The sequence below is a fragment of the Achromobacter sp. MUI-25009338 genome (assembly GCF_057359325.1).
In genome coordinates this window covers 4,235,657-4,258,937 of the sequence record NZ_CM170627.1, presented here as the reverse complement: position 1 = coordinate 4,258,937, position 23,281 = coordinate 4,235,657, and the positions used below count along the sequence as shown (strand labels likewise).

The window sequence follows — 23,281 nt, the reverse complement described above, 5'->3', positions numbered from 1 at the left end:
CGTGGAGTGAAGTGAAGAAACGGGGCGGCGTCAGGCCTGGCGCCGCGGCATGGCGATGGTGTAGTCCAGGTCCAGCACGACCTGCGCGGGATGTGCTGCGCGGCCTGCGCCGGTATCGGGAAAGACGATGGACGTCGCGTCGGCGTTCTTGACTCCTATGGTGCGCAGGCGCAGCGCGCCGACTTGCGACGGTCCCAGGTCGATGCGTTGCAGCACTTGCGTGGCGCAGGCGATGGTGTCGCCGGCATGGGTGGGATTGACGTGGCTGCCGCCGTTGATGGCCAGGATCGAAAGGCTGTTCTCCAGGCCGTCGTAGGCCAGGGCGCGGCACAGCGAGATGACGTGCCCGCCATAGACCAGCCGCTGGCCGCCTTGCGCCGCCATGGCGCGGCCATCGAAATGCGCTCGGGCGGTGTTCTGGTACAGGCGTGTCGCGATGCTGTGGTCGCTGTCGTTGACGGTCATGGCGCCGGGGTGATCGATGCGCTGGCCCTCGGCGTAGTCTTCCCATAGCTCGTCGGCGCCCGTCACTTCGGTGATGCGCCGTACCGAGGGCTTGTATCCGTGGCGGGCCAGTTGCGCGGCCTCGATGGCCGGCAGCGTCGACGGCGCCAGGCTTTCGGCGCAGACCGCCTGCGGGTCGCGCTTATGCACCATGACCCAGCGCACCCATTGCAGGATCTCTTCCTGGCGCTGGTTGCGGGCGGTGGAGCGCACGTAGACGACGCCGGTCCTGCGGCTGGAGTTCTCTTTCAGGCCGATTACTTCGGACTCGACCGCAAGCGTGTCGCCGGGGTACATGGGCGCGATGAAGCGCAGCTCGGCATAGCCCAGGTTGGCGACCGCGTTCAGCGAAATGTCCGGCACCGTCTTGCCGAAGGCGGTGTTGAACACCAGCAGGTCCTCCAGAGGCCAGCCGTCGCAGCCCAGCAGCTCCGCATTGCTGCGGGCCGTGAACAACGCGCTGCGGCTGCCGGTCAGGCCGATGTAGAGGCTGCGGTCGGCGTCGGTGAGGGTGCGCGGCGTGGCATGCCGCAGCTTCATGCCCAGCCGGAAGTCCTCGAAATAGTTGCCCTTGCGGTCTCTGCTCAATCCCACTTTGGCTCTCCTGTGTGCCTTAATGTTCGTACATAGTGCATATCAAATTCGCCTATGTCAAATAGTCGGTCGAAAAAAAAATCGGCTGTTTTAAGCGTAAATTTTCCGATCTCCACTTGTGCTTTCGGAATTTTCAGTTCTATTATGTACGTACATTGAAAGTTCTAGATGCGAGGAAAGCATGCAGGGACAAAGCGAAGAGCGACGCATGATCCAGGAGGCGGCGCGGCAGTTCACGATGGAGCGCGTGCTGCCCGTGGCCAACCGGCTGGACCCCGACAAAGGCAAGATTCCCCGCGAACTGATCGAGGAAATGGCCGAGCTCGGTTTCTTCGGCATCCTGATCCCCGAGGAGTACGGCGGATTGGGGCTGGGCGCCTACGAGTACTGCCTGGTGGCCGAGCAGCTCTCGCGCGGATGGATGAGCGTGGGCAGTCTGATTGCGCGCGGCAACGGCCTGATCGGCGCGCTCAAGGGCCTGACGCCGCAGCAGAAGGCGCATTACCTGCCGCGCATGGCGCGCGGCGAATTCCTGGGCGCGTTCTCCCTTTCCGAACCCAATGCCGGATCGGACGTGGCCAATATTTCCTGCCGTGCCGTGCGCGATGGCGACGGCTGGCTCATCACCGGCAGCAAGTACTGGTGCACCTTCGCCGACGATGCGGACTTCATCCTCGTGATCTGCCGCAGCGACCCGGTCGTGGACCCGAAGGCACGTCACAAGGGGCTTTCCGCCTTCATGATCGAGAAGCCGCGCGGCGAGCTGCCGCCGGGCGTCAAGGGCAGCGTCATTCCCAAGATCGGCTATCACGGCTGGACCACCTGGGAGCTTGCGTTCGACGGCTGCCGCGTGCCGCATTCGTCCCTGGTCGGCGAAGAGGGCAAGGCTTTCTACCTGGCCTGCGCCGGCCTGGAGACGGCGCGCGCGCATACCGCGGCGCGCTCCATCGGCCTGGCGCAGGGCAGCCTGGAGGATTCCATCCAATATGCCAGGGAGCGCGCGCAGTTCGGCGCGCCGATCGCGAATTTCCAGGCCATCCGGTTCAAGATCGCGGACATGGCGACGCAGATCGAGGCCGCGCGAGCCTTGCTTTATTCCGTGTGCGAAAAGATCGACAGCGGCGTGCGCGCCGACACCGAGGCCTCGATGGTGAAGCTGCTGGCCAGCGAAATGAGCGAACGCGTGACCAGCGAGGGCCTGCAGATCCATGGCGGCGCCGGCTACACCACGCATTTCGCCGCCGAACGCTACTGGCGCGATGCGCGCCTGACGAAGATCTTCGAAGGCACGTCCGAGATCCAGATGCGCATCATCTCCGACGCGCTATTGGGAAAGGTGCCGACGTGAGCGATTCGATCCGGCAAGACAATGGCGGCACAGCGGCCGCGGACCGGGCGGGCTCGCTCGCCGGATTGCGGGTCATCGACCTCACCCAGATGCTGGCGGGCCCGTTCTGCACCCAGATCCTGGCCGATCATGGCGCGGACGTCATCAAGGTCGAGACGATGGCCGGCGACGGCACCCGGGTGACCGGGCCGTTCCTGTCCGAGGACCAGGCCAGGGACTACGGCGGCTATTTCCAGAGCATCAACCGCAACAAGCGCTCCATCGTCATCGATCTGAAGCGCGAGGAGGGGCGGGACGTCCTGCGCAGGCTGATCGACGGGGCGGATATCGTCATCGAGAATTTCCGCGCCGGCGTGATGGAGCGGCTGGGGCTTTCGTACGAGACGCTGCGGCAGACTAATCCCAGGCTCATCTATGGCGCCGTGCGCGGCTTCGGCGATCCGCGCAGCGGGGTCAGTCCGTACGCCGACTGGCCCGCCTACGATGTCGTGTCGCAGGCGATGGGCGGCATGATGGGCATCACCGGACCGGATGCGCAGACGCCCACCAAGGTGGGTCCGGGCGTGGGCGATACGGTGCCGGCGCTGATGCTGTGCGTGGGCGTGCTGGCGGCCGTGCATCACATGCACCGGACCGGACGCGGGCAATTTGTCGATGTGGCCATGACCGACGCCGTGCTGGCCTTGTGCGAGCGCATCGTCTACCAGTATTCGTATACCGGCCAGGCGCCGCAGGCGCAGGGCAACCGGCATCCCTTGCTGTGTCCGTTCGGGCTGTTCCGGGCGCGCGACGGCCACGTGTCCATCGCCTGCGCGACTGACGCGTTCTGGGAAGCGCTGGCGGGTTTAATCGGGCGTCCCGACATGGCGCGGGACCCGGCATTCGCCACCAATGCGGCGCGCGTGCAGCGCCAGCAGCAGGTCATCGACGCGGTGGAGGCGTTCACGTCGGTGCGCACCAAGGACGAGATCGCCGCGGTGCTGGGCGGCAGAGTGCCGTTCGGTCCGGTCTACACGGCCGCGGAGATTTTCCAGGATGAACACTATGCGCGACGGCAAATGCTGGTGGAGGTGGAGCAGCCCGGCGCTTGCGCCGCCGTGCAGATCGTGGGCGTTCCGATCAAGCTGAGCGAGTCGCCGGGCGCGGTGCGCCGGCGCGCGCCGCTGCTGGGCGAGCACACGGGCGAAGTCCTGCGCGCGGCGGGCTATGACGAAGACGGCGTGGCGCGCCTGCGCGCGGCAGGCGTGGTCCGCTGATGCGTGGGCATTGGCGGTGATGGGGTTATGTAATGGGAGGTGGTTCGATGAAAGTGCTGGTGCCTGTCAAGCGCGTGGTTGACTACAACGTCAAGGTGCGCGTCAAGTCTGATCAAACCGGCGTGGACATCGCCAACGTGAAGATGTCCATGAATCCGTTCGATGAGATCGCCGTCGAGGAAGCGACGCGCCTGAAGGAAAAGGGCGCGGCGGCCGAGGTGGTGGCGGTGTCTTGCGGCGTTGCGCAATGCCAGGAGACGCTGCGCACGGCCATGGCCATCGGCGCCGACCGCGGCGTGCTGGTGCAGACCGACGCGGAGCTGCAGCCGCTGGCGGTGGCCAAGCTGCTGCGCGCGCTGGTCGACAAGGAGCAGCCGCAGCTGGTGATCCTGGGCAAGCAGGCCATCGACGACGACGCCAACCAGACTGGCCAGATGCTGGCCGCGCTGCTGGACTGGCCGCAGGCCACGTTCGCCAGCAAGGTGGAGCTGGCCGACGGCAAGGCGACGGTGACGCGCGAAGTCGACGGCGGGCTGGAGACGGTGACGCTGAAGCTGCCGGCCATCATCACGACGGACCTGCGCCTGAACGAGCCGCGTTACGTGACGCTGCCCAACATCATGAAGGCCAAGAAGAAGCAGCTGGACACGGTCACGCCTGAAGAGCTGGGCGTGGACCCGGCGCCGCGGTTGAAGACGCTGAAGGTCAGCGAGCCGCCCGCGCGCAAAGCCGGCATCAAGGTGGCCGACGTTGCGGCCCTGGTGGACAAACTCAAGAACGAAGCGAAGGTGGTTTGAACATGACGACGCTGGTTATTGCAGAACACGATAACGCCCAGCTGAAGGGCGCAACCCTGAACACCATCGCCGCGGCCGCCAAGATCGGCGGCGACGTGCATGTGCTGGTGGCCGGCGCCAACGCGCGCGCCGTGGCCGAGCAGGCCGCTGCCGCCGCCGGCGTGTCCAAGGTGCTGCTGGCCGACGCCGCGCAGCTGGCCGACGGGCTGGCCGAGAACCTGGCCGCGCAGGTGCTGGCGGTGGCCTCGGGCTACAGCCACATCCTGTTCCCGGCGACGGCCTCGGGCAAGAACGTGGCTCCGCGCGTGGCGGCCAAGCTGGACGTGGCGCAGATCTCCGACATCATCGGCGTGGAATCGGCCGATACGTTCCAGCGCCCGATCTACGCGGGCAACGCGATCGCCACGGTGCAGTCGGGCGACGCGGTCAAGGTGATTACGGTGCGCACGACCGGCTTTGACGCCGTCGCCGCGCAAGGCGGTTCGGCCGCGATCGAAGAGGTGGCGGCGGTGGCCGATTCGGGCCTGTCGAGCTTCGTGGGCCGCGAAGTGGCCAAGAGCGACCGTCCGGAACTGGCCGGGGCGCGCGTGGTGGTGTCGGGCGGCCGCGGCCTGGGCAGCGCCGAGAACTTCAAGATCCTGGACCCGCTGGCCGACAAGCTGGGCGCGGCGCTGGGCGCGTCGCGCGCGGCGGTCGACGCCGGCTATGCGCCCAACGACTGGCAGGTCGGCCAGACCGGCAAGATCGTGGCCCCGCAGCTGTACGTGGCGGTGGGCATCTCGGGCGCCATCCAGCACCTGGCCGGCATGAAGGACTCCAAGGTCATCGTGGCCATCAACAAGGACCCGGAAGCGCCGATTTTCGGTGTGGCCGATTACGGCCTGGTCGGCGACCTGTTCCAGGTCGTGCCCGAGCTGGCCGGCGCGATCGCCGCATGACCGCCGAAGTCATATGCTGGCGCCGTATTGCGCCAAAATGAAAACGCCCGCCGGGTCGAGGACCTGGCGGGCGTTTGAATTCTGGTGCCGGCAATAGGAGTCGAACCTACGACCTTCGCATTACGAATGCGCTGCTCTACCAACTGAGCTATGCCGGCTAAACCACTTCCAGCGCCTGCCCCTTGAAAGGGCCGGATCTGGAAAGACCGAGATAATATCAGAGATTCTGGCCGGTGGGAAACCGGGCGGGCGAAAAAGGCAAAAAAAGCGCCGACTTGCACACGCCGGAATTTTCGGTCATAATCTCTCTTCTTAGCAGTTCCCCGATAGCTCAGTCGGTAGAGCGACGGACTGTTAATCCGCAGGTCGCTGGTTCGAGCCCAGCTCGGGGAGCCAAGGAATTCAGGGTCATTCACGCAAGTGAATGGCCCTTTTGGCTTTTGGTCCCCAGCCTGGTGGAGGCGGTGTGGAAAACAGCGACAGCCGCATCGGCGTTACGGTGATTTCGGGCTTTCTCGGCAGCGGCAAGACCACGCTGCTCAATCGCCTGCTGCGCGACCCGGCCTTTGCGGACGCGGTCGTCATCGTCAATGAATACGGTGAAGTGGGCGTGGACCATCATCTGGTGCGCCAGGCTCGCGACAATGTGGTCCTGGTCGAGGGCGGGTGCCTGTGCTGCGCGGTCAGCGGCGCGGTGGTCGACGCCTTGCGCGATCTGTTCATGATGGCGCTGGGCCGGCGCATCAAGCCGTTTCGCCGCGTGCTGATCGAAACCAGCGGTCTGGCCGATCCGGCGCCCATACTCTTCACGCTCAAACACGACAGGTTTCTCGCGGAACGCTATGCCTATCAGGGCGCCATCGTGCTGGTGGACGCACTGCACGGCGCGCAACAGCTGGCCGGGCAGCCGGAGGCCGCGCGCCAGCTCGCGCTGGCCGACGCCGTGGTGCTGAGCAAGGCGGATCTGGCGGACGCGGCGCAGCTGCGCCGTACCGAGCAGGCGGTGGCGGCGGTCAATCCGGGCGCGCAGCGCTGCGTGCAGCGGCCCGACGCGCCGCTGGCCGAGGTGCTGCGGCATGGGCCGCTGGCGCATGCCGGGCGCGACGGCGTCGCGCTGGCGAACTGGTTGAGGCCGTTCTCCGGGGCGGTCGCGGGCGGGCATGGCCAGATCGCCAGTGTCGCGCTGATCCTGTCGGCGCCGGTGACCCGCGCGGCTTTTCTTGCCGGGATCTCGCGGGTCCAGGAGCGCTATGGCGAGGGCATCCTGCGCCTGAAGGGGTTGGTCTGTTTCGACGGGGAGCCTGCGCCCAGCGAAGTGCACGGGGTGCATGGCGAGCTGTATCCGCTGCGCCGGCTGGATGGGTGGCCGGACCACGACCGCCGTTCGCGGCTGGTCTGTATCGCGCGCGGCCTGGATGGCGGCGAGTTGCGCGACGCCGTGGCGCAGGCCCTGGGCCAGCCGTCGGCCTGAACCTGGCCGGCGCGGGTTTTTGTGTCGGACGGAGTACGGTATAACCGTCAAGTCTGATGCAGAAACCGAGACAATCATGGATCGTCTGAAGGCCATGCAGGTGTTTGTGGAAGTCGCCGACCGGGGCAGCCTGTCGGCGGCGGCCGTGCATCTGGACATGTCGCGCGCGATGGTGTCGCGCTATCTGGCGGAAATGGAGCAATGGGTGGGCGTGCGCCTGCTGCATCGCACGACGCGCCGCCTCAGCCTCACGCCCGCGGGCGCCGAGACCTTGCCGCGCTGCCGGCAGATGCTGGATATGGTGGGCGACCTGCACCATGCGGTCGCGACTCCGGACGATACGCCGCGCGGCCTGTTGCGCGTGACCACCAGCATGTCTTTCGGGTCGCGCCACCTGGCCAGCGCGGTGACCGAATACGTCAAGCGGCATCCGGGCGCCTCGGTCGACCTGATGCTGGTCGACCGCGCCGTCAATCTGGTGGAGGAGCGCGTCGATCTGGCCGTGCGGATCACCAATGACCTGGACCCCAACCTGATCGCCCGCAAGCTCGCGGTGTGCCGTTCGGTGGTCTGCGCCTCGCCGCAATACCTGCAGCAGGAGGGCGTGCCGGCGCGCATCGAGGACCTGTCCCTGCGCAATTGCCTGACCCATTCGTATTTCGGCAAGAGCCTGTGGCGTTTCGAGCGCGACGGCGAGCCGGTGGACGTTCCGGTCAGCGGCAATATCAGCGCCAACGAGGTCTCGGTGCTGGCCCAGGCGGCGCTGGAAGGCGCGGGCATCGCCATGCTGCCGACCTACTATGCGTCCGAATATCTGGCCGATGGCCGCCTGCGCGCCATTCTGACCCATTGCAAACCGCAAGAGCTGGGCATTTACGGCATTTACGCGTCACGCCGCCAGATGCCCTTGATTCTGCGCTCGATGCTGGATTTTCTGGTCGAGCGGCTGGAATCCACGCCTTGGGACAAGCCGGCCGCTTGAGGGCAGGGGAGTTGACGGTATAATTTGGCGACGGCTTGAACGCCCTGGCGCCTGGTGCGGCGGGCAGTGCAAGCCGCCATATATGTGGTCTTGGAAAAATATCTAAGAATCGTAGCTCGGCTCGGGGAAGTGCCGCAGCGCCACGGAATGGATTTCCGGGCGCATAAAAAGGGGGGCATATCGGCCTTGCGGAAGCTGGCGGTCCAGCCGTCGCGCCGCGAAGTTCGATGCCTGGCGATTCAGGTCTTGATATCGATTGCCGCGGAAAATGGCGGCGCCGGGTGGCCGGCGTGCTTTGTGGTCGTGTTTCCGCAGCCCAGCCGGCGATTTATGCCGGCTTATCCAGAAATTGCTTAGTGTTTGCCGCGCAGAGCCGCGGCGGGCGTTCTGCCAGGCCCGACAGGCGCGATCGTTTGGTCTGCCCATGCGGTCGGTGGCGGACGCGGCGTAAATACAGGAATCCAGTGAAAACTACGCAAACCCATGCTGTCTGCAGCCGGCCATACCGAAAAACCAAAGAAAAAGGCCCGGCAAATGCGCCAGGCCTTGATCAATTGGTTGCGGGGGCAGGATTTGAACCTACGACCTTCGGGTTATGAGCCCGACGAGCTGCCAGACTGCTCCACCCCGCGTCTGAGAGATGAATCATAGCCTTATTTTTAACCTGGCGCAAGTTTCGAGCCTTTTTGAATTTGAATGTCGATGAACGATAGCGAGGCAATAGTCGTGCTGGAAACCGCGCTCTTGTGCGCGGCGCAGCCCATGCAACTGTCCGAAATGCGCAAGCTGTTCGGGGACGATGAGCAATTCGACAACAGCGCGTTGCGCGGGCTGCTGGAGACACTGCAGAACAACTGGGCCGACGGCGGCCTGGAGCTGGTGCAGCTGGCGAGCGGGTGGCGCTTCCAGAGCCGTCCCAGCATGCAGCGCTACCTGGAAAGGCTCAATCCCGAGAAGCCGCCCAAGTACTCCCGCGCCGTGATGGAAACGCTGGCCATCGTGGCCTGGCGCCAGCCGGTGACCCGGGGCGACATCGAGGACATACGCGGCGTGACCGTGTCTTCCCAGATCGTGAAGGCCCTGGAGGACCGCGGATGGATCGAGGTCATCGGCCATCGCGACGCGCCCGGACGCCCGGCGCTGTTCGGCACCACGCGGCAGTTTCTCGACGACCTCGGCCTGCGCGCGCTGGACGAACTGCCGGCGCTGGAATCGGCCCAGGCCGCAGCCGCGCTGGCCGGCCTGGACCTGGGCGAAGTGCAGCAGGTGATGGGCGAGGGCGGCCCGGAAGAGGGCGCCCAGGAAGAAAAACAAGAAGATTCCGAAGCCGCCGCCGACGCCGCCGCGGTTATCCCGGTTGCGGAATTGTCTGTTTCGGAACAGGATGTACCCATAGGGCCGGTCGATAGCGTAGAATTCCCGCTTTCGCGCACAGAAGAAAGCGCGGAACCCGCCGACGAATCCACCGTCCGGGAGCAAGCCGAAGGCTTGTCCGATACGCCAGCCATGCCCGGTTTTCCCGGGAGCGCGGCTGGCAGCGACATTTCCGATATGGCCGCCGACGCCCCTGAGGCCGGTGCTGCAAAGGAAAGCGTCGAGAACGCAAAACACGCGGAACCGACCGACCCGATTGACGAGACCGATCACGCGGCGCCAGCCGCTGCCGGGCATGAGCCCGCTTCCGGTCTTGCCGATCCTGTTCGGCCTGGCCCGGACGCCGCCTCGCCGGAATCGGACGAGGCAGATCTCCGGCGGCCCGAGGCCGACCAAGAGCCGGTGTCCCCAGATGATGACGAGCCTGCCCCCGGCAGGCCTACCCAAGTTTGAAATTCGGAGCTGTCCCAGTGACAACGAATACAACAATGCAGGATGACAATCCCCGTTCAGATGACGCCGTTACCGGCGGCCAGCCGGAAGCCGCCACGGCGCGCGAGCCGGCGGCCGAGGGCGAAGCCGGCGCGCGCGGCCGCGGCCGCAAGCTGAGGACGCCGTTCCGCCGCCGCCGCGGCGACGCGTCGGCCGAGCCGGCCGCCGCCGGCGAAGCCCAGCCCGCAGCGGCCGAGTCCGCCGCCCCGGTCGAGTCCGCGGACTCCCGCGGCGCCGAGCAGGAAGCCGAGCAGGCGCTGGCCTACCTGGAGACGGCCGACCGCATGGAGCAGCGTCTCGGCAAGTACCTCAACAGCGAAGCGGTCATGCCCAAGCTGCACAAGGTGCTGGCGGACGCGGGCATCGGCTCGCGCCGCGAAATGGAAGAACTCATCGTGGCCGGCCGCGTGTCGGTCAACGGCGAGCCGGCGCACATCGGCCAGCGCGTGGCCCCCAACGACCAGGTGCGCGTCAACGGCAAGCCCATCGTGCGCGCCAACACCAAGAAGCCGCCGCGCGTCATTCTCTACCACAAGCCCGCCGGCGAGATCGTCAGCCATGACGACCCGGGCGGGCGCGCCAGCGTTTTCGCGCGCCTGCCCAAGCTGCGCACCGGCAAGTGGCTGTCGGTCGGCCGCCTGGACCTGAACACCGAAGGCCTGCTGATCTTCACGACCTCCGGCGATATGGCCAACCGCATCATGCATCCGCGCTACGGCACGGAGCGCGAGTACGCGGTGCGCGTGCTGGGCGAGATGGACGAGGCGCAGCGCCAGTCCCTGGTCGACGGCATCGAACTCGACGATGGCCTGGCCGCGTTCGGTTCGCTGGACTACCTGGGCGGCGACGGCAGCAACCGCTGGTATCGCGTCACGCTGCAGGAAGGCCGCAACCGTGAAGTGCGCCGCATGTTCGAGGCGGTGGGCGTCACCGTCAGCCGCCTGATCCGCACGCGCTTCGGCGACATCGTGCTGCCGCGCACGCTGCGCCGCGGCCGCTGGGACGAGCTGGATTCCTCGCTGGTCACCGCGCTGATGGTCCAGCTGGGCCTGTTGCGCGAGGACGACGACGCGGGCGGCAACCGCCGCCGCTCCAAGCAGCCGCAATCGCACGACAGCGCCTTGCCGCCGGGATTCGGCACCATGGATCGCAACGGCATGAACGGCGCGCGCATCGGCCGCCGCGGCAAGCTGCAGGGCGGCGGCAAGGGCAGCGCCGGCCAGACGCTGGCTTGTCCGTCCGATCCGTTCGGCACCGGTCTGATGTTCGCCGGCGGCTACGCCAACGGCCATCCGCTGGGCGGCGACACGGGCAACCGCAAGGGCGGCAAGTCCGGCGGCGGGCGCGGCGCGGCCGCGGGCGGCAAGGGCGGCGGCAAGCCGGGTTCCAAGTCCGGCAAGCCGGGCGGCAACAAGGGCCGTGGCGTGCGCGCCGCGGCGGCCGGCGGCCAGCCGGGCAACGTCGCAGCCGGCAATGTGGCCGAGGCGCCGGCCGGCGCCGGCCGCAAGTCCGGCAAACCGGGCGGCGGCAAGCCGGCAGGCGCGCGCGGCGGCAATGCTGCGCGCGGCGGCAAGCCGGCGGCCGGCGGCCGGGGCGGCAACAAGACCGAGGGCGCGCGTTCCGGCGGCAACAAGGGCCCGGGCGCTGGCGGCAAGCCGCGCGCGGCGCGCAACGCCGCGCCGCGCGGCGACGACTGGCAACCCCGTGGCGCTTCGGCGCACGAATCCCGCCTGGGCATGATGGGCGGGCGCAGCCACCGGGGCCGTTGATGGCCGCGACCCGGCGCGCTGGCTACGCCGCCGGGTGAGATATGTCCCAGATAAACGTGGGTCTGGACGTAAGCCCGTGACGAATCAGGCGTTTTTTCAGTTTATCTGGTAAAATCAATGGTTTTCATGGCTTCGCGTCTTTGCTTTTGCCTGGATGTTTTGCCGGGACGCGTTCGGTGCTGTGTTGCAAACCCGGTGTTGTAAACACTATTGCAACCACGCTTGAACGGCGCCGGCAATAACGGCAGCATAGAAAGCGATTACGGGTCCGGGGCGCCCGGCGCCAAGCCAAATATTAGGTCGCAATATAGGGCACCGCCCGGCATTGCTCCTTACGTGCAGTAGGGTAGCGGCTGGGCGCTGTGCAATACGGTGGGCTGGGCGTGCAGCCCATTTTTTTTGAGTATATGGCTGATTTATTCGCATTGACCAAAGAGGCTCTGGCCGGCATGGACGTCGAACTCGTGGACGTCGAGCGTGCCGCCCTGGGCCTTTTGCGCGTCACGATCGACCGGGTCGGCGGTGTGCGCATCGAAGACTGCGAGCAGGTATCCCGCCAGCTGTCGCGGGTGTTTGAAGTCGAGAACATCGACTACAAGCGGCTGGAAGTCGGTTCGCCGGGCGTGGACCGCCCGCTGCGCAACGAGGCCGATTTCCGCCGGTTCGCAGGCGAGCGCATCGAAATCAAGCTGCGCGAGGCATTGGACGGACGCAAGGTCTTTTCCGGCACGTTGACCGTGCCCGAAGAAGACGCCGCGGCCTCGGATGCGGCTGCTGGAGTGCAAAAGACCGTGTTCGGTCTCGAATTTGAGGCAAAAAAGAACGAAGTCCAGGTGTTGAATTTCACGGTCGAAGATATCGAACGTGCAAAACTGGATCCCGTTCTGGATTTCAAGGGCAAAAAGCGATGAGTCGCGAAATTCTTCTGTTGGTCGATGCCTTGGCGCGTGAAAAGAACGTCACGCGCGACGTCGTGTTCGGCGCGCTCGAAAGCGCGCTGGCCTCGGCAATGAAAAAGCGCTTCAAAGATGATGCGGACATCCGTGTCGCCATCGATCGGGAAACCGGCGATCACGAAGGCTTCCGCCGCTGGCTGGTCGTGCCCGACGAGGCGGGCCTGCAGGAACCCGACAAGCAGGAAATGCTGTCGGACGCGCAGGAAATCGTCCCCGGCATCAAGGAAGGCGAATACATCGAAGAGCCGCTCGAACCCATCGAGTTCGGCCGCATCGGCGCGCAGGCCGCCAAGCAGGCCATCCTGCAGAAGATCCGCGACGCCGAGCGCGAACAGGTGCTGAACGACTTCCTGGAGCGCGGCGAGACCATCGTGTCCGGCACGATCAAGCGCATGGACAAGGGCGACGCCATCATCGAGACCGGCAAGATCGAGGCGCGCCTGCCGCGCTCCGAGATGATCCCGAAGGAAAACCTGCGCGTGGCAGACCGCGTCCGCGCCTTTGTGTTGCGCGTCGACCACGCCGCGCGCGGCCAGCAGGTGATCCTGTCGCGCACCTCGCCGGAGTTCATCCGCCAGCTGTTCGAGAATGAAGTGCCCGAGATCGAGCAGGGCCTGCTCGAGATCAAGGCCGCGGCCCGCGACGCCGGCGTGCGTGCGAAGATCGCCGTGGTGGCATACGATAAGCGTATCGATCCGATCGGTACGTGCGTGGGCATGCGCGGTTCGCGCGTGACCGCGGTGCGCAACGAGCTGGGCGGCGAGCAGGTCGACATCGTGCTGTGGTCGGAAGATCCGGCGCAGTTCGTCATCGGCGCGCTGGCGCCGGCCAACGTCGAATCCATCGTCGTGGACGAAGACAAGCACGCCATGGACGTCGTGGTGGACGAGGAAAACCTGCCCAAGGCCATCGGCGCCAAGGGCCAGAACGTCCGCCTGGCTTCCGAGCTGACCGGCTGGCAGATCAACATCATGACGCCGGAAGAAAGCCTGAATCGCCAGGAAGTCGAGCGTTCGGGCCTGCGCAGCACGTTCATGAGCAAGCTGGACGTCGACGAAGAGGTGGCCGACATCCTGATCGACGAAGGTTTCACCGGTATCGAGGAAATCGCCTACGTCCCGCTGCAGGAGCTGCTGGAGATCGAGGCGTTTGACGAAGACACCATCAATGAATTGCGTGCCCGCGCCCGCAATGCGCTGCTGACCGAGGCGATCGCCCAGGAAGAGCGCCTTGAGACCGCGCAGGATTTGCTTGAACTCGAAGGCATGACGCCCGAACTGGCCGCCAAGCTGGCCGAGCGTCAAGTGCATACGCGTGACGATCTGGCTGAACTGGCCACGGACGAACTGGCGGAGATTTCCGGCCTGTCCGAACAGGAATCCAGCGACCTCATCATGCGTGCCCGCGCCCATTGGTTCGACGAAGAATAACCAAAAGGACACGGGTCTGCGGCGGATGGACGCCATCCGTCCCCGCCGCAAGTTCACGTTGTTTGTAATAGCTGCATATAGGGAAGAGAGAGCCTAATGTCGAGTAACACCGTCGCCCAGTTCGCTACCGAGCTGAAAATGCCTGCCAATGTGCTGCTGGAACAGCTGCGCTCGGCCGGCGTTGACCTCAAATCGGTGGACGATGCCGTCACCGACAGCGACAAGGCGAAATTGCTCGAATCGCTGCGCCGCGCCCACGGCGCGACCGAAGGCAAGAAGATCACCCTGACGCGACGCCAGACGTCCGAGATCCGCCAGGCAGACGCCACCGGCCGGTCGCGCACGATCCAGGTCGAAGTGCGCAAGAAGCGCGTGTTCGTCAAGCGTGATCCCTCCGAAATCGCCCTGGAGCAGGCGGCTGCCGCACGCGCCGAAGAGGAAACCGCCGCCGAAGAGGCGCAGCAGGTGTCCGCGCCGGCGGCTCCCGAGGCGCCGGCCGTGGCCGCGCCCCGCGAGGCGGCTCCCGTGCAGGCCGAGGCCGAGGCCCCGGCCAAGAAGGCGGAAGAGCCCGCCGCCGTAGAAGCGCCCGCGCCGGAACAAGCGCCCGCGCCCGTTGAACCCGTCGCGGCCGAAGCGCCCGCCCCCGTCGAGGCGAAGCCCGCCGAAGTCCCGGCCCAGCCTGAGCCCGAACCGACGCCGGCGCCTGCTCCTGCCGAGCCCGTGGCCCAAGAGGCCAAGCCCGAAGTCAAGACTGAATCCACCGAGCCCAAGGCTGAAGAAGCCAAGCCGGAACCCGTTGTGCTAGCTAATAAGTCCGAACCATCTTCCTCCCAGGCCTCGATGCCTGCCGCCCAGGCCCAGCCTGCCGCGAAGTCCGAACCCGCCAAGGCCGCCGCGCCGCAGCCGGCCGCGTCCCAGCCCGCCGCCAAGGCCGGCAACCGCCGCGCCGCGCCGCCGCTGGCCGCTTCCGCTTCCTCGACGGCCCGCGACGAAGCCCGCCGCGCCGCCGAGGCCGAAGCCGCCGCCCTGCGCGAAATGCTGAACCGTCCGCGCAAGGTGCTGCGCGCCCCCGAGCCGGAGGCGCCCGCCGCCGCGCCGATTTCGGGCACGCTGCACAAGCCGGCCGGCAAGCCCGGCGCCGCGCCCGGCGCCAAGAAGGACGCCAAGCCCGCCGCGCCCGGCAACAAGAAGACCATCAAGACGGCCGAAGTCGCTTCGACCTGGTCCGAGGACGCCTCGCGCAAGAAGCCTGCCGACAAGGCGGCCGCGCCGGCCAGCCGCGACGGCTGGCGCGCCGGCGGCAAGGGCGGCAAGGGCGGCGGCCGTGGCGGCCGCAACCAGCAGAACGATCGCCGCAACGAGCCGGCGCCGCAGGAATTCATCGCGCGTGAAGTCCACGTGCCGGAAACCATCAGCGTGGCCGACCTGGCCCACAAGATGTCCGTCAAGGCTGCCGAGGTCATCAAGCAATTGATGAAGCTGGGCCAGATGGTCACCATCAACCAGGTGCTGGACCAGGAAACCGCCATGATCGTGGTCGAGGAACTGGGCCACGTCGCCATCGCCGCCAAGCTGGACGATCCGGAAGCGTTCCTGGACGAATCGGCCGCCGGCACCGAAGCGGAAATGCTGCCGCGCGCCCCGGTCGTGACCGTCATGGGCCACGTCGACCACGGCAAGACCTCGCTGCTGGACTACATCCGCCGCGCCAAGGTCGCCGCGGGCGAAGCCGGCGGCATTACGCAGCACATCGGCGCCTACCACGTCCAGACCGAGCGCGGCATGGTCACGTTCCTGGACACCCCGGGTCACGAGGCGTTCACCGCCATGCGTGCGCGCGGCGCCAAGGCCACCGACATCGTCATCCTGGTCTGCGCGGCCGACGACGGCGTGATGCCGCAGACCCGCGAAGCCATCCACCACGCGAAGGCCGCCGGCGTTCCGATGGTCGTGGCCATGACCAAGATCGACAAGCCCACCGCCAACCCCGACCGCGTCAAGCAGGAGCTGGTCGCCGAGGAAGTGGTGCCGGAAGAATACGGCGGCGACGTGCCGTTCGTGTCCGTGTCGGCCAAGACCGGGGAGGGCATCGACGACCTGCTCGAAAACGTGCTGCTGCAGGCCGAAGTGCTGGAGCTGAAGGCTCCGGTCGACGCGCCCGCCAAGGGCATCGTGATCGAAGCCCGCCTGGACAAGGGCCGCGGCCCGGTCGCCACCATCCTGGTGCAAAGCGGCACCCTGCATCGCGGCGACGTGGTGCTGGCCGGCGCGAGCTTCGGCCGCGTGCGCGCCATGCTGGACGAGAACGGCAAGCCCATCCAGGAAGCCGGCCCGTCCATCCCCGTCGAGATCCAGGGCCTGACCGAAGTGCCGGCCGCCGGCGACGAGCTGATGGTGCTGGCCGACGAGCGCAAGGCGCGCGAAATCGCGCTGTTCCGCCAGGGCAAGTTCCGCGACGTCAAGCTGGCACGCCAGCAGGCCGCCAAGCTGGAGTCCATGTTCGACAACCTGGGCGAAGGCACCCAGACCCTGGCGCTCATCGTCAAGACCGACGTGCAGGGTTCGCAGGAAGCGTTGGTGCAGTCGCTGGTCAAGCTGTCGACCGACGAAGTGCGCGTACAGGTCGTGCACGCGGCCGTGGGCGGCATCTCGGAAAGCGACATCAACCTGGCGATCGCCTCCAACGCCGTGGTCATCGGCTTCAACGTCCGCGCCGAAGCCAGCGCCAAGAAGCTGGCCGAGACCAACGGCATCGACGTGCGCTACTACAACATCATCTACGACGCCGTGGACGAGGTGAAGGCGGCCATGTCGGGCATGCTGGCGCCCGAGAAGAAAGAAGAGGTCATCGGCCTGGTCGAGATCCGCGAGGTCTACAGCATCTCGCGCATCGGCAACATCGCCGGCTGCATGGTGCTCGACGGCATCGTGCGTCGCGATTCGCAGGTCCGCCTGCTGCGCAACAACGTGGTCCACTGGACCGGCCAGCTCGATTCGCTGCGCCGCTTCAAGGACGACGTCAAGGAAGTCAAGTCGGGCTTCGACTGCGGCCTTACGCTGCGCGGCAACAACGACATCCAGGTGGGCGACCAGCTGGAAGTCTTTGAAATCAAGGAAATCGCGCGTACGCTGTAAAGCGCACGCCAGGCATTGCTTCCAATGAGCCGTCACAAGTCCAAAGCCATCCCCGGCCGCAATCTGCGGCTGGCCGACCAGATCCAGAAGGATCTGGCCGGGATCATCCAGCGCGAGATCGACACGACCCGCGCTGGCTTGATCACGCTGTCCGGCGTGGAGCTGTCGACCGACTACGCGCATGCCAAGGTGTATTTCACGGTCCTGGGCGCCGAGCCCGAGGCCGCGACCGCCTTGCTGAACGAGAAGGCCGGCTGGCTGCACTCCCAGCTTTACAAGCTGCTGCACATTCATACTGTCCCCACTTTGCGTTTCATCCACGACGAGCAGATTGCCCGTGGCATCGAAATGTCGATTCTGATCGACCGCGCAAACCGGCCCGGCCCGCACTCGGGCGTGCCCGACGAACCTGAAGACCAGTCCTGATCGGGCTGTCGTCACTGCTTTAAACCGGATTCCGACGATGGCTAAACGACGCGGGCTTGCGCTCGACGGTGTGCTGTTGCTCGACAAACCCGTGGGTTTGTCCAGCAACCACGCCCTGCAGCGGGCCAAACGTGCCATGGACGCGGCGAAAGCCGGCCATACCGGCACCCTCGACCCCTTCGCCACCGGCCTGCTGGTGTGCTGCATGGGGCGGGCAACAAAAATTTCCGGCGCCATGCTCGACGCCGACAAGGCATATCGCGCTACGCTGCAATTTGGGTCGGAAACCGACTCGGGCGACCTGACCGGCAACGTGGTGGCCACGGCCGAACCGGGCTACGCGGTGGACGAGGCGGCGCTGCGCGCAGCGCTGTCACGTTTCTCGGGCACGATCGAGCAGATTCCGCCCATGTATTCGGCGCTCAAGCGCGACGGCAAGCCGCTGTACGAGTACGCGCGCGCCGGCATCGAACTGGAGCGCCCGCCGCGCCAGGTCACGATTTACCGCATCGAGCTGCTGTCCCTGAACGGGACGCAGGCAGAAATCGATGTGGCTTGCAGTAAAGGCACATACATCCGGACGCTGGCCCAGGACATCGGGCGCGTGCTGGGCTGTTATGCCCACCTGACGGCGTTGCGGCGCACGCACGTCGGGCCGTTTTCGCTGGAACGCGCCGTCGCGCTGGAAGCCTTGCAGGCCATGCCAGATCCCAAGCAGGCATTGCTTGCACTGAACGAATTGCCGGCGGGCTTGCTGCCCGCCACCACCATAAAGGACTCGCTATGACTCGCGCCTTGCGCAACGTCGCCATCATCGCCCACGTCGACCACGGTAAAACCACGCTGGTCGACCAGCTGCTGCGCCAATCCGGCACCTTCCGCGAAAACCAGGCGCTGACCGAACGGGTCATGGACTCGAACGACCTGGAAAAGGAACGCGGCATCACCATTCTGGCCAAGAACTGTGCCGTCGAATACCAGGGCACGCACATCAACATCATCGACACCCCGGGACACGCGGACTTCGGCGGCGAAGTCGAGCGCGTGCTGTCCATGGTCGACGGCGTGCTGCTGCTGGTCGACGCGGTCGAAGGCCCGATGCCCCAGACCATCTTCGTGACCCGCAAGGCGCTGGCCCTGGGCCTGAAGCCCATCGTCGTGGTCAACAAGGTGGACCGCCCGGGCGCGCGCACCGACTACGTCATCAACGCCACTTTCGACCTGTTCGACAAGCTGGGCGCCACCGACGAGCAGCTCGACTTCCCGGTGGTGTACGCCTCCGGCCTGTCGGGCTACGCCGGCCTGGAGCCCGACGTGCGCGAAGGCGACATGCGCCCGCTGTTCGAAGCCATTCTCGAACACGTGCCGCAGCGCGACGACGACCCCAACGGCCCGCTGCAGATGCAGATCATCTCGCTGGACTACAACAGCTACGTCGGCAAGATCGGCGTGGGCCGCATCAACCGCGGCCGCATGCGTCCCGGCATGGAAGTGGCCTACAAGTTCGGCCCCGACGGCCAGGGCGGCCGCGGCCGCATCAACCAGGTGCTGAAGTTCCACGGCCTGGAGCGCATCGTGGTCGATGAAGCCGAAGCCGGCGACATCGTGCTGATCAACGGCATCGAAGACCTGGGCATCGGCTGCACCGTGACCGACCCGGTCACGCAGGAAGCGCTGCCCATGCTGCGCATCGACGAGCCCACGCTGACCATGAACTTCATGGTCAACACCTCGCCGCTGGCCGGCCGCGAAGGCAAGTTCGTCACCAGCCGCCAGCTGCGCGACCGCCTGGACCGCGAACTGAAGTCCAACGTGGCGCTGCGCGTGCGCGACACGGGCGACGACACCGTGTTCGAAGTGTCGGGCCGCGGCGAACTGCACCTGACCATCCTGCTGGAAACGATGCGCCGCGAAGGCTACGAGCTGGCCGTGTCGCGTCCGCGCGTGGTGTTCAAGGAAATCGACGGCGTGAAGTGCGAGCCGTTCGAATCGCTGACCATCGACGTCGAAGACGCCCACCAGGGCGGCGTGATGGAAGAGCTGGGCCGCCGCAAGGGCGACCTGCAGGACATGCAGCCGGACGGCCGTGGCCGCACCCGCCTGGAATACCTGATCCCGGCCCGCGGCCTGATCGGCTTCCAGAACGAGTTCCTGACGCTGACGCGCGGCACCGGCCTGATGAGCCACATCTTCCATGAATACGCGCCCGTCAAGGAAGGCTCCATCGGCGAGCGCCGCAACGGCGTGCTGATCAGCCAGGACAACGGCGACGCCGTGGCCTACGCCCTGTGGAAGCTGCAGGACCGCGGCCGCATGTTCGTCAGCCCCGGCGAAGCGCTGTACGAAGGCATGATCATCGGCATCCACAGCCGCGACAACGACCTGGTCGTGAACCCGATCAAGGGCAAGCAGCTGACCAACGTGCGCGCCTCGGGCACCGACGAAGCCGTGCGCCTGGTTCCGCCGATCCAGATGTCGCTGGAATACGCCGTGGAATTCATCGACGACGACGAGCTGGTGGAAATCACCCCCAAGTCGATCCGCCTGCGCAAGCGCCACCTGCTGGAAAACGAGCGCAAGCGCGCCGCCCGCGAAGCCGCGATGTAAAGCGCGGCGGGGGCTTGAAACCCTTGCATGCAGGACCAAGCCGCGCGCCTTCGGGCGCGCGTTTTTTTTTCAGCGGGGGCCGGGATCCAACGAGCGCGCCTTGACCGCGTCCAGCAGCCTGGCGGCGAATTCCTGGGCTGCGCGGCTGCGCGAGGCGTCCTTGCGCCACAGGATGGCGGCGCGCCGGACGGTGGCGGGGTCTGTCAGCGCGATGCTCGCCAGGCCGGACCCCGGCGCGCCGGCGGCCTGCCGGGCCGCGTGCTCGGCGGCGATGGTGGCCAGTTCGCCAGGCCGGCACAGGTGGATCAGCGCGTCCACCGATTCCATTTCGACCCGCACGGCCGGCCTCAGCCTGGCCGCGGCGCAGGCCGCGTCTATCATCCGGCGGGTGGCGAAGCTGCGCGGCAAGAGCGCCAGCGGCACGCCGGCCAGGTCGCGCACGCGCAGATGGCGCCGCGCGGCCAGCGGGTGCTGCTCGCCCACCACCACGTGCAGGCGTTCCTCGAACAGGGGCTGGGCCTCGATTTCCCCGCGCGCCGGCGGATGGAAGGAAATGCCGAAATCCAGCCTTCCGGCGATCAGCAGGTCTTCGATGGGGCCGGCGCGCAGGTCGCGCACGTGCACCTGGACCCGGGGAAAGGCCAGGCTGAATTCGGCCACCGCGTCGGGCACGAAATGGGTCAGGAAGGTAGGGATGACGCCCAGGGTCAGCGAGCCCGATTGCAGGCCGGCCATGTCCGCCAGCGCCATTTTCCCGGCCTCGACTTCCTGCAGCGCCCGGCTGGCGTGGCCGCGCAGCACGCGGCCGGCCTGCGACAGCCGCAGTCCGCGGCCGATGCGGTCGAACAGCGGCATGCCCAGCTCGTCCTCCAGCTGGCGCAGCCCGTGCGACAGCGTGGATTGCGTGACGTGCAGCGCATCCGCCGAACGGGTCAGATGTTCTGTCTCGGCCACGCTGAGAAAGTACCGGAGCTGGCGCATTTCCATGGGAACTCCTTTGCCGGCCGGGCGAAATCCGAAATGGCCGTCGATGGCAGTGTCGCCATTGTTCGATCCTGTCGAAGGCAAGGTACTAAACAAAGCATCGCGCGCGCATTGGAGCGCGTCCTAATCTTGCCCGGCGTCGTCCACGGCAGGACGTTATGACCGCGCCGGTCCGGCCGCCAGCAGCCAGTCCAGGAACTCCCGGCCCGGGCCATCGCCGCGGACGATGGCGCCGATGGGCTGGAACGAGCCCGCCGCCTCGATCCGCACCCGTTCGAAATGCCCGTGCTGCAGGTACCAGCTGGCCAGTGTCTGCGGCACCATCGCCAGGGCCTGCTGGGCCTGCATGATGGCGATCAGCAGCGGCATGGGCGGCGCGGCGCTGGCCAGCCGGCAGACCCGGGGCACCACGCCGGCGCGCTCGAAGAACGCGCGGAACACGGCGTGGATGGCCAGCTCGGGGCGCGGCTCGATCCAGCACTGGGCGGCCACCTGGGCCAGCGTGGGCGCGGCGCCGGCGGCGAGCAGGGGATGGCCGGCCGCGGCCACGATCAGGGCCGCGTCCTGCTGCAGCGGCACGAATTCCAGGCCGGCCGGCACCGCTTCCGGGCGCCGGCACAGCAGCATGTCCAGGCTGCCGCCGGCCGCCTGCGGCAGCAGCTGCTCGCGGCTGCCTTCCAGCACCTCCACCTGCAGGCCGGGATGCGCCTGCATGTAGGCGGGCAGGCGCTCGGCCAGCAGGCCGCCGCTGGCCGCCGGGATGGCGCCCAGGCGCAGGCTGCCGGTGGCGCCCTGGCGCAGCGCGGCGACCGAGTCGGTGGTGGCGCGCAGCGTGGTCAGCATGGCGCGGGCGCATTCGGCCATGAGCTGGCCGCTGCGGGTGGTGCGCATGCCGCGCGCATGGCGCTCGAACAGCCGCACTCCCAGCAGCGTTTCGATGTCGGCCAGCGCGTGGGTGGCGGCGGGCTGGCTCAGGCCGATCTGGCTGGCCGCCTGCTGGATGCTGCCGAGGTCGGCGATGTTGGCCAGCAGCTGCAGGTGGCGCAGCCGGCCCTTGGCCAGCAGGCGCGACAGCAGGGTGGCGGGCGCGACGTCCATGGGCATTCCAGGTATTCAAAATTCGAATATATCCAGGCATTAATGTATTTGAAATAAGGATATGCCCTGGCCACAATGCAGCGATTCCGTTCATCGCTTCCGTCAGGAGTGGCTGGTCCATGAAGTTCCGCTTGCTGCATGCCCTCGTCTGCGCCGCCGCCGTCGGCGCTTCCGCCTGCGCGGCCGCGCAAGGCGCATATCCGTCCCAGCCCGTGCGCCTGATCGTGCCGTTCGCGCCCGGCGGGTCCACCGACGTGCTGGCGCGCGCGGTGGCCGAGGGCATGCGCAAGGAGCTGGGCCAGAGCGTGGTAGTGGAAAACCGCGCGGGCGCCGGCGGGCTGCTCGGCACCGAGGCAGTGGCGCGGGCCGAGCCCGACGGCTATACGCTGGGCATGGCCACGGTCAGCACCATGGCCGTCAATCCCTTGCTGTACGGCACCAGGCGCGTGGACCCGGCGACCCAGTTGAAGCCGGTGGCGCAGGTGGCGACGGTGCCGGTCGTGTGGATGGTGAACCCGTCCTTCCCGGCCCGGGACTTTGCGCAGTTCCTGGCCGAGCTGCGCGCCAACCCGGGCAAGTATTCCTACGGTTCGCCGGGCGTGGGCTCGCTGGGGCACCTGAACCTGGCGGCCATGAACGCCAGCCTGAAAGTGGAGGTGCTGCACGTGCCGTACCGCGGCATGGGGCCGGCGCTGACCGCCGCGGTGGGCGGCGAGGTGCAGGTGCAGCAGGACCAGTACGCCTCGGCGCAATCGCTCATCAAGGCCGGCAAGCTGCGCGCCATCGCCGTGTCGGCGCCCGCGCGGCTGGCCGGCATGCCGGAGCTGCCGACCATGCAGGAGCTGGGCTATCCGCAGCTCAATGCGCTGGGCCAGACCTGGTTCGGACTGGTTGCGCCGGCCGGGACGCCGGACGCCGTGGTGCAGCAACTGAACCAGGCGGTGGCGCGGGCGCTGGCCGACCCGGGGCTGGTGCAGCGCCTGGCCACGCTGGGCGCGCAGCCCGACACCGGCAGCCCGCAGGCGTTCGCCGAGCGCATCGCGGGCACGCTGGCCGCCAACCGGAAAATCATCGAAACTGCCGGGATCAAGCTCGACGAGTGACGTGACCGGTTCACAGG

Annotated in this window: 18 protein-coding genes and 3 tRNA genes; 16 read left to right on the top strand and 5 right to left on the bottom strand. The window is 67.1% G+C overall.

Going from position 1 to position 23,281, the window contains the following annotated elements; genetic code table 11:
• Positions 1–30: 30 nt before the first annotated feature.
• A complete protein-coding gene (locus AC1IQ6_RS20225) occupies positions 31–1,098 on the bottom strand; it encodes a MaoC family dehydratase (RefSeq protein WP_485865217.1) in 1,068 nt (355 codons plus the stop codon).
• Positions 1,099–1,279: 181 nt separating this feature from the next.
• Between AC1IQ6_RS20225 and AC1IQ6_RS20220 the strand changes: the two genes are divergently transcribed.
• From AC1IQ6_RS20220 to AC1IQ6_RS20205, 4 genes are all read left to right on the top strand, one after another.
• A complete protein-coding gene (locus AC1IQ6_RS20220) occupies positions 1,280–2,446 on the top strand; it encodes an acyl-CoA dehydrogenase family protein (protein ID WP_102774825.1) in 1,167 nt (388 codons plus the stop codon).
• An 89-nt stretch (positions 2,447–2,535) separates the two neighbouring features.
• Positions 2,536–3,702: a CaiB/BaiF CoA transferase family protein gene (locus AC1IQ6_RS20215; RefSeq protein WP_485866589.1), complete on the top strand. Its 1,167-nt coding sequence runs from the start codon at positions 2,536–2,538 to the stop codon at positions 3,700–3,702.
• Between the two features lie 47 nt (positions 3,703–3,749).
• Complete coding sequence (locus AC1IQ6_RS20210; RefSeq protein WP_102774878.1) at positions 3,750–4,499, top strand: electron transfer flavoprotein subunit beta/FixA family protein; 750 nt, start codon at positions 3,750–3,752, stop codon at positions 4,497–4,499.
• 2 nt (positions 4,500–4,501) lie between these two features.
• Complete coding sequence (locus tag AC1IQ6_RS20205) at positions 4,502–5,437, top strand: electron transfer flavoprotein subunit alpha/FixB family protein (RefSeq protein ID WP_485865216.1); 936 nt, start codon at positions 4,502–4,504, stop codon at positions 5,435–5,437.
• A gap of 82 nt (positions 5,438–5,519) precedes the next feature.
• Here the strand turns inward: AC1IQ6_RS20205 and AC1IQ6_RS20200 are convergent.
• Positions 5,520–5,595, bottom strand: a tRNA-Thr gene (locus AC1IQ6_RS20200).
• A 162-nt stretch (positions 5,596–5,757) separates the two neighbouring features.
• On the opposite strand from AC1IQ6_RS20200, the gene AC1IQ6_RS20195 reads away from it, so the two are divergent.
• From AC1IQ6_RS20195 to AC1IQ6_RS20185, 3 genes are all read left to right on the top strand, one after another.
• Positions 5,758–5,833 (top strand) — tRNA-Asn (locus AC1IQ6_RS20195).
• A gap of 28 nt (positions 5,834–5,861) precedes the next feature.
• Positions 5,862–6,908 carry a CobW family GTP-binding protein gene (locus AC1IQ6_RS20190; protein WP_485865215.1) on the top strand — a complete coding sequence of 349 codons (1,047 nt, stop codon included), beginning with the start codon at positions 5,862–5,864 and terminating at the stop codon, positions 6,906–6,908.
• Between the two features lie 76 nt (positions 6,909–6,984).
• Positions 6,985–7,890: a LysR family transcriptional regulator gene (locus AC1IQ6_RS20185; RefSeq protein WP_102774823.1), complete on the top strand. Its 906-nt coding sequence runs from the start codon at positions 6,985–6,987 to the stop codon at positions 7,888–7,890.
• A gap of 555 nt (positions 7,891–8,445) precedes the next feature.
• Here AC1IQ6_RS20185 and AC1IQ6_RS20180 read toward each other — a convergent pair.
• A tRNA-Met gene (locus AC1IQ6_RS20180) sits at positions 8,446–8,522 on the bottom strand.
• Positions 8,523–8,586: 64 nt separating this feature from the next.
• On the opposite strand from AC1IQ6_RS20180, the gene scpB reads away from it, so the two are divergent.
• The 8 genes from scpB (at position 8,587) to typA (ending at position 20,079) form a co-directional block, all read left to right on the top strand.
• A complete protein-coding gene (gene scpB, locus AC1IQ6_RS20175) occupies positions 8,587–9,717 on the top strand; it encodes an SMC-Scp complex subunit ScpB (protein ID WP_485865214.1) in 1,131 nt (376 codons plus the stop codon).
• A 35-nt stretch (positions 9,718–9,752) separates the two neighbouring features.
• Positions 9,753–11,525 carry a 23S rRNA pseudouridine(2605) synthase RluB gene (rluB, locus tag AC1IQ6_RS20170; RefSeq protein WP_485865213.1) on the top strand — a complete coding sequence of 591 codons (1,773 nt, stop codon included), beginning with the start codon at positions 9,753–9,755 and terminating at the stop codon, positions 11,523–11,525.
• A gap of 407 nt (positions 11,526–11,932) precedes the next feature.
• The gene (gene rimP / locus AC1IQ6_RS20165; RefSeq protein ID WP_102774820.1) at positions 11,933–12,436 is read left to right on the top strand and encodes a ribosome maturation factor RimP; all 504 of its coding nucleotides are present in this window, start codon (positions 11,933–11,935) and stop codon (positions 12,434–12,436) included.
• Positions 12,433–13,911 (top strand): transcription termination factor NusA, encoded by a 1,479-nt coding sequence (gene nusA / locus AC1IQ6_RS20160; protein WP_111826991.1) that lies wholly within the window; start codon positions 12,433–12,435, stop codon positions 13,909–13,911. The genes rimP and nusA overlap by 4 nt, the downstream gene beginning before the upstream one ends.
• Positions 13,912–14,007: 96 nt before the next feature.
• Complete coding sequence (gene infB, locus AC1IQ6_RS20155; RefSeq protein ID WP_111826992.1) at positions 14,008–17,046, top strand: translation initiation factor IF-2; 3,039 nt, start codon at positions 14,008–14,010, stop codon at positions 17,044–17,046.
• Positions 17,047–17,070: 24 nt separating this feature from the next.
• Positions 17,071–17,472, top strand: a complete 402-nt coding sequence (rbfA, locus tag AC1IQ6_RS20150; RefSeq protein ID WP_102774817.1) for a 30S ribosome-binding factor RbfA — start codon at positions 17,071–17,073, stop codon at positions 17,470–17,472.
• 37 nt (positions 17,473–17,509) lie between these two features.
• The gene (truB, locus tag AC1IQ6_RS20145; protein ID WP_102774816.1) at positions 17,510–18,259 is read left to right on the top strand and encodes a tRNA pseudouridine(55) synthase TruB; all 750 of its coding nucleotides are present in this window, start codon (positions 17,510–17,512) and stop codon (positions 18,257–18,259) included.
• The gene (gene typA / locus AC1IQ6_RS20140) at positions 18,256–20,079 is read left to right on the top strand and encodes a translational GTPase TypA (RefSeq protein ID WP_102774815.1); all 1,824 of its coding nucleotides are present in this window, start codon (positions 18,256–18,258) and stop codon (positions 20,077–20,079) included. The genes truB and typA overlap by 4 nt, the downstream gene beginning before the upstream one ends.
• A 69-nt stretch (positions 20,080–20,148) precedes the next feature.
• Here the strand turns inward: typA and cynR are convergent, their stop codons facing one another.
• Both cynR and AC1IQ6_RS20130 read right to left on the bottom strand, forming a co-directional pair.
• The gene (gene cynR, locus AC1IQ6_RS20135) at positions 20,149–21,066 is read right to left on the bottom strand and encodes a transcriptional regulator CynR (protein ID WP_485865212.1); all 918 of its coding nucleotides are present in this window, start codon (positions 21,064–21,066) and stop codon (positions 20,149–20,151) included.
• Between the two features lie 153 nt (positions 21,067–21,219).
• Positions 21,220–22,161 (bottom strand): LysR substrate-binding domain-containing protein, encoded by a 942-nt coding sequence (locus AC1IQ6_RS20130; protein ID WP_209165586.1) that lies wholly within the window; start codon positions 22,159–22,161, stop codon positions 21,220–21,222.
• Positions 22,162–22,280: 119 nt separating this feature from the next.
• Here AC1IQ6_RS20130 and AC1IQ6_RS20125 point away from each other — a divergent pair, with 119 nt between their 5' ends.
• Positions 22,281–23,264: a Bug family tripartite tricarboxylate transporter substrate binding protein gene (locus tag AC1IQ6_RS20125; RefSeq protein ID WP_485865211.1), complete on the top strand. Its 984-nt coding sequence runs from the start codon at positions 22,281–22,283 to the stop codon at positions 23,262–23,264.
• Positions 23,265–23,281: the final 17 nt, after the last annotated feature.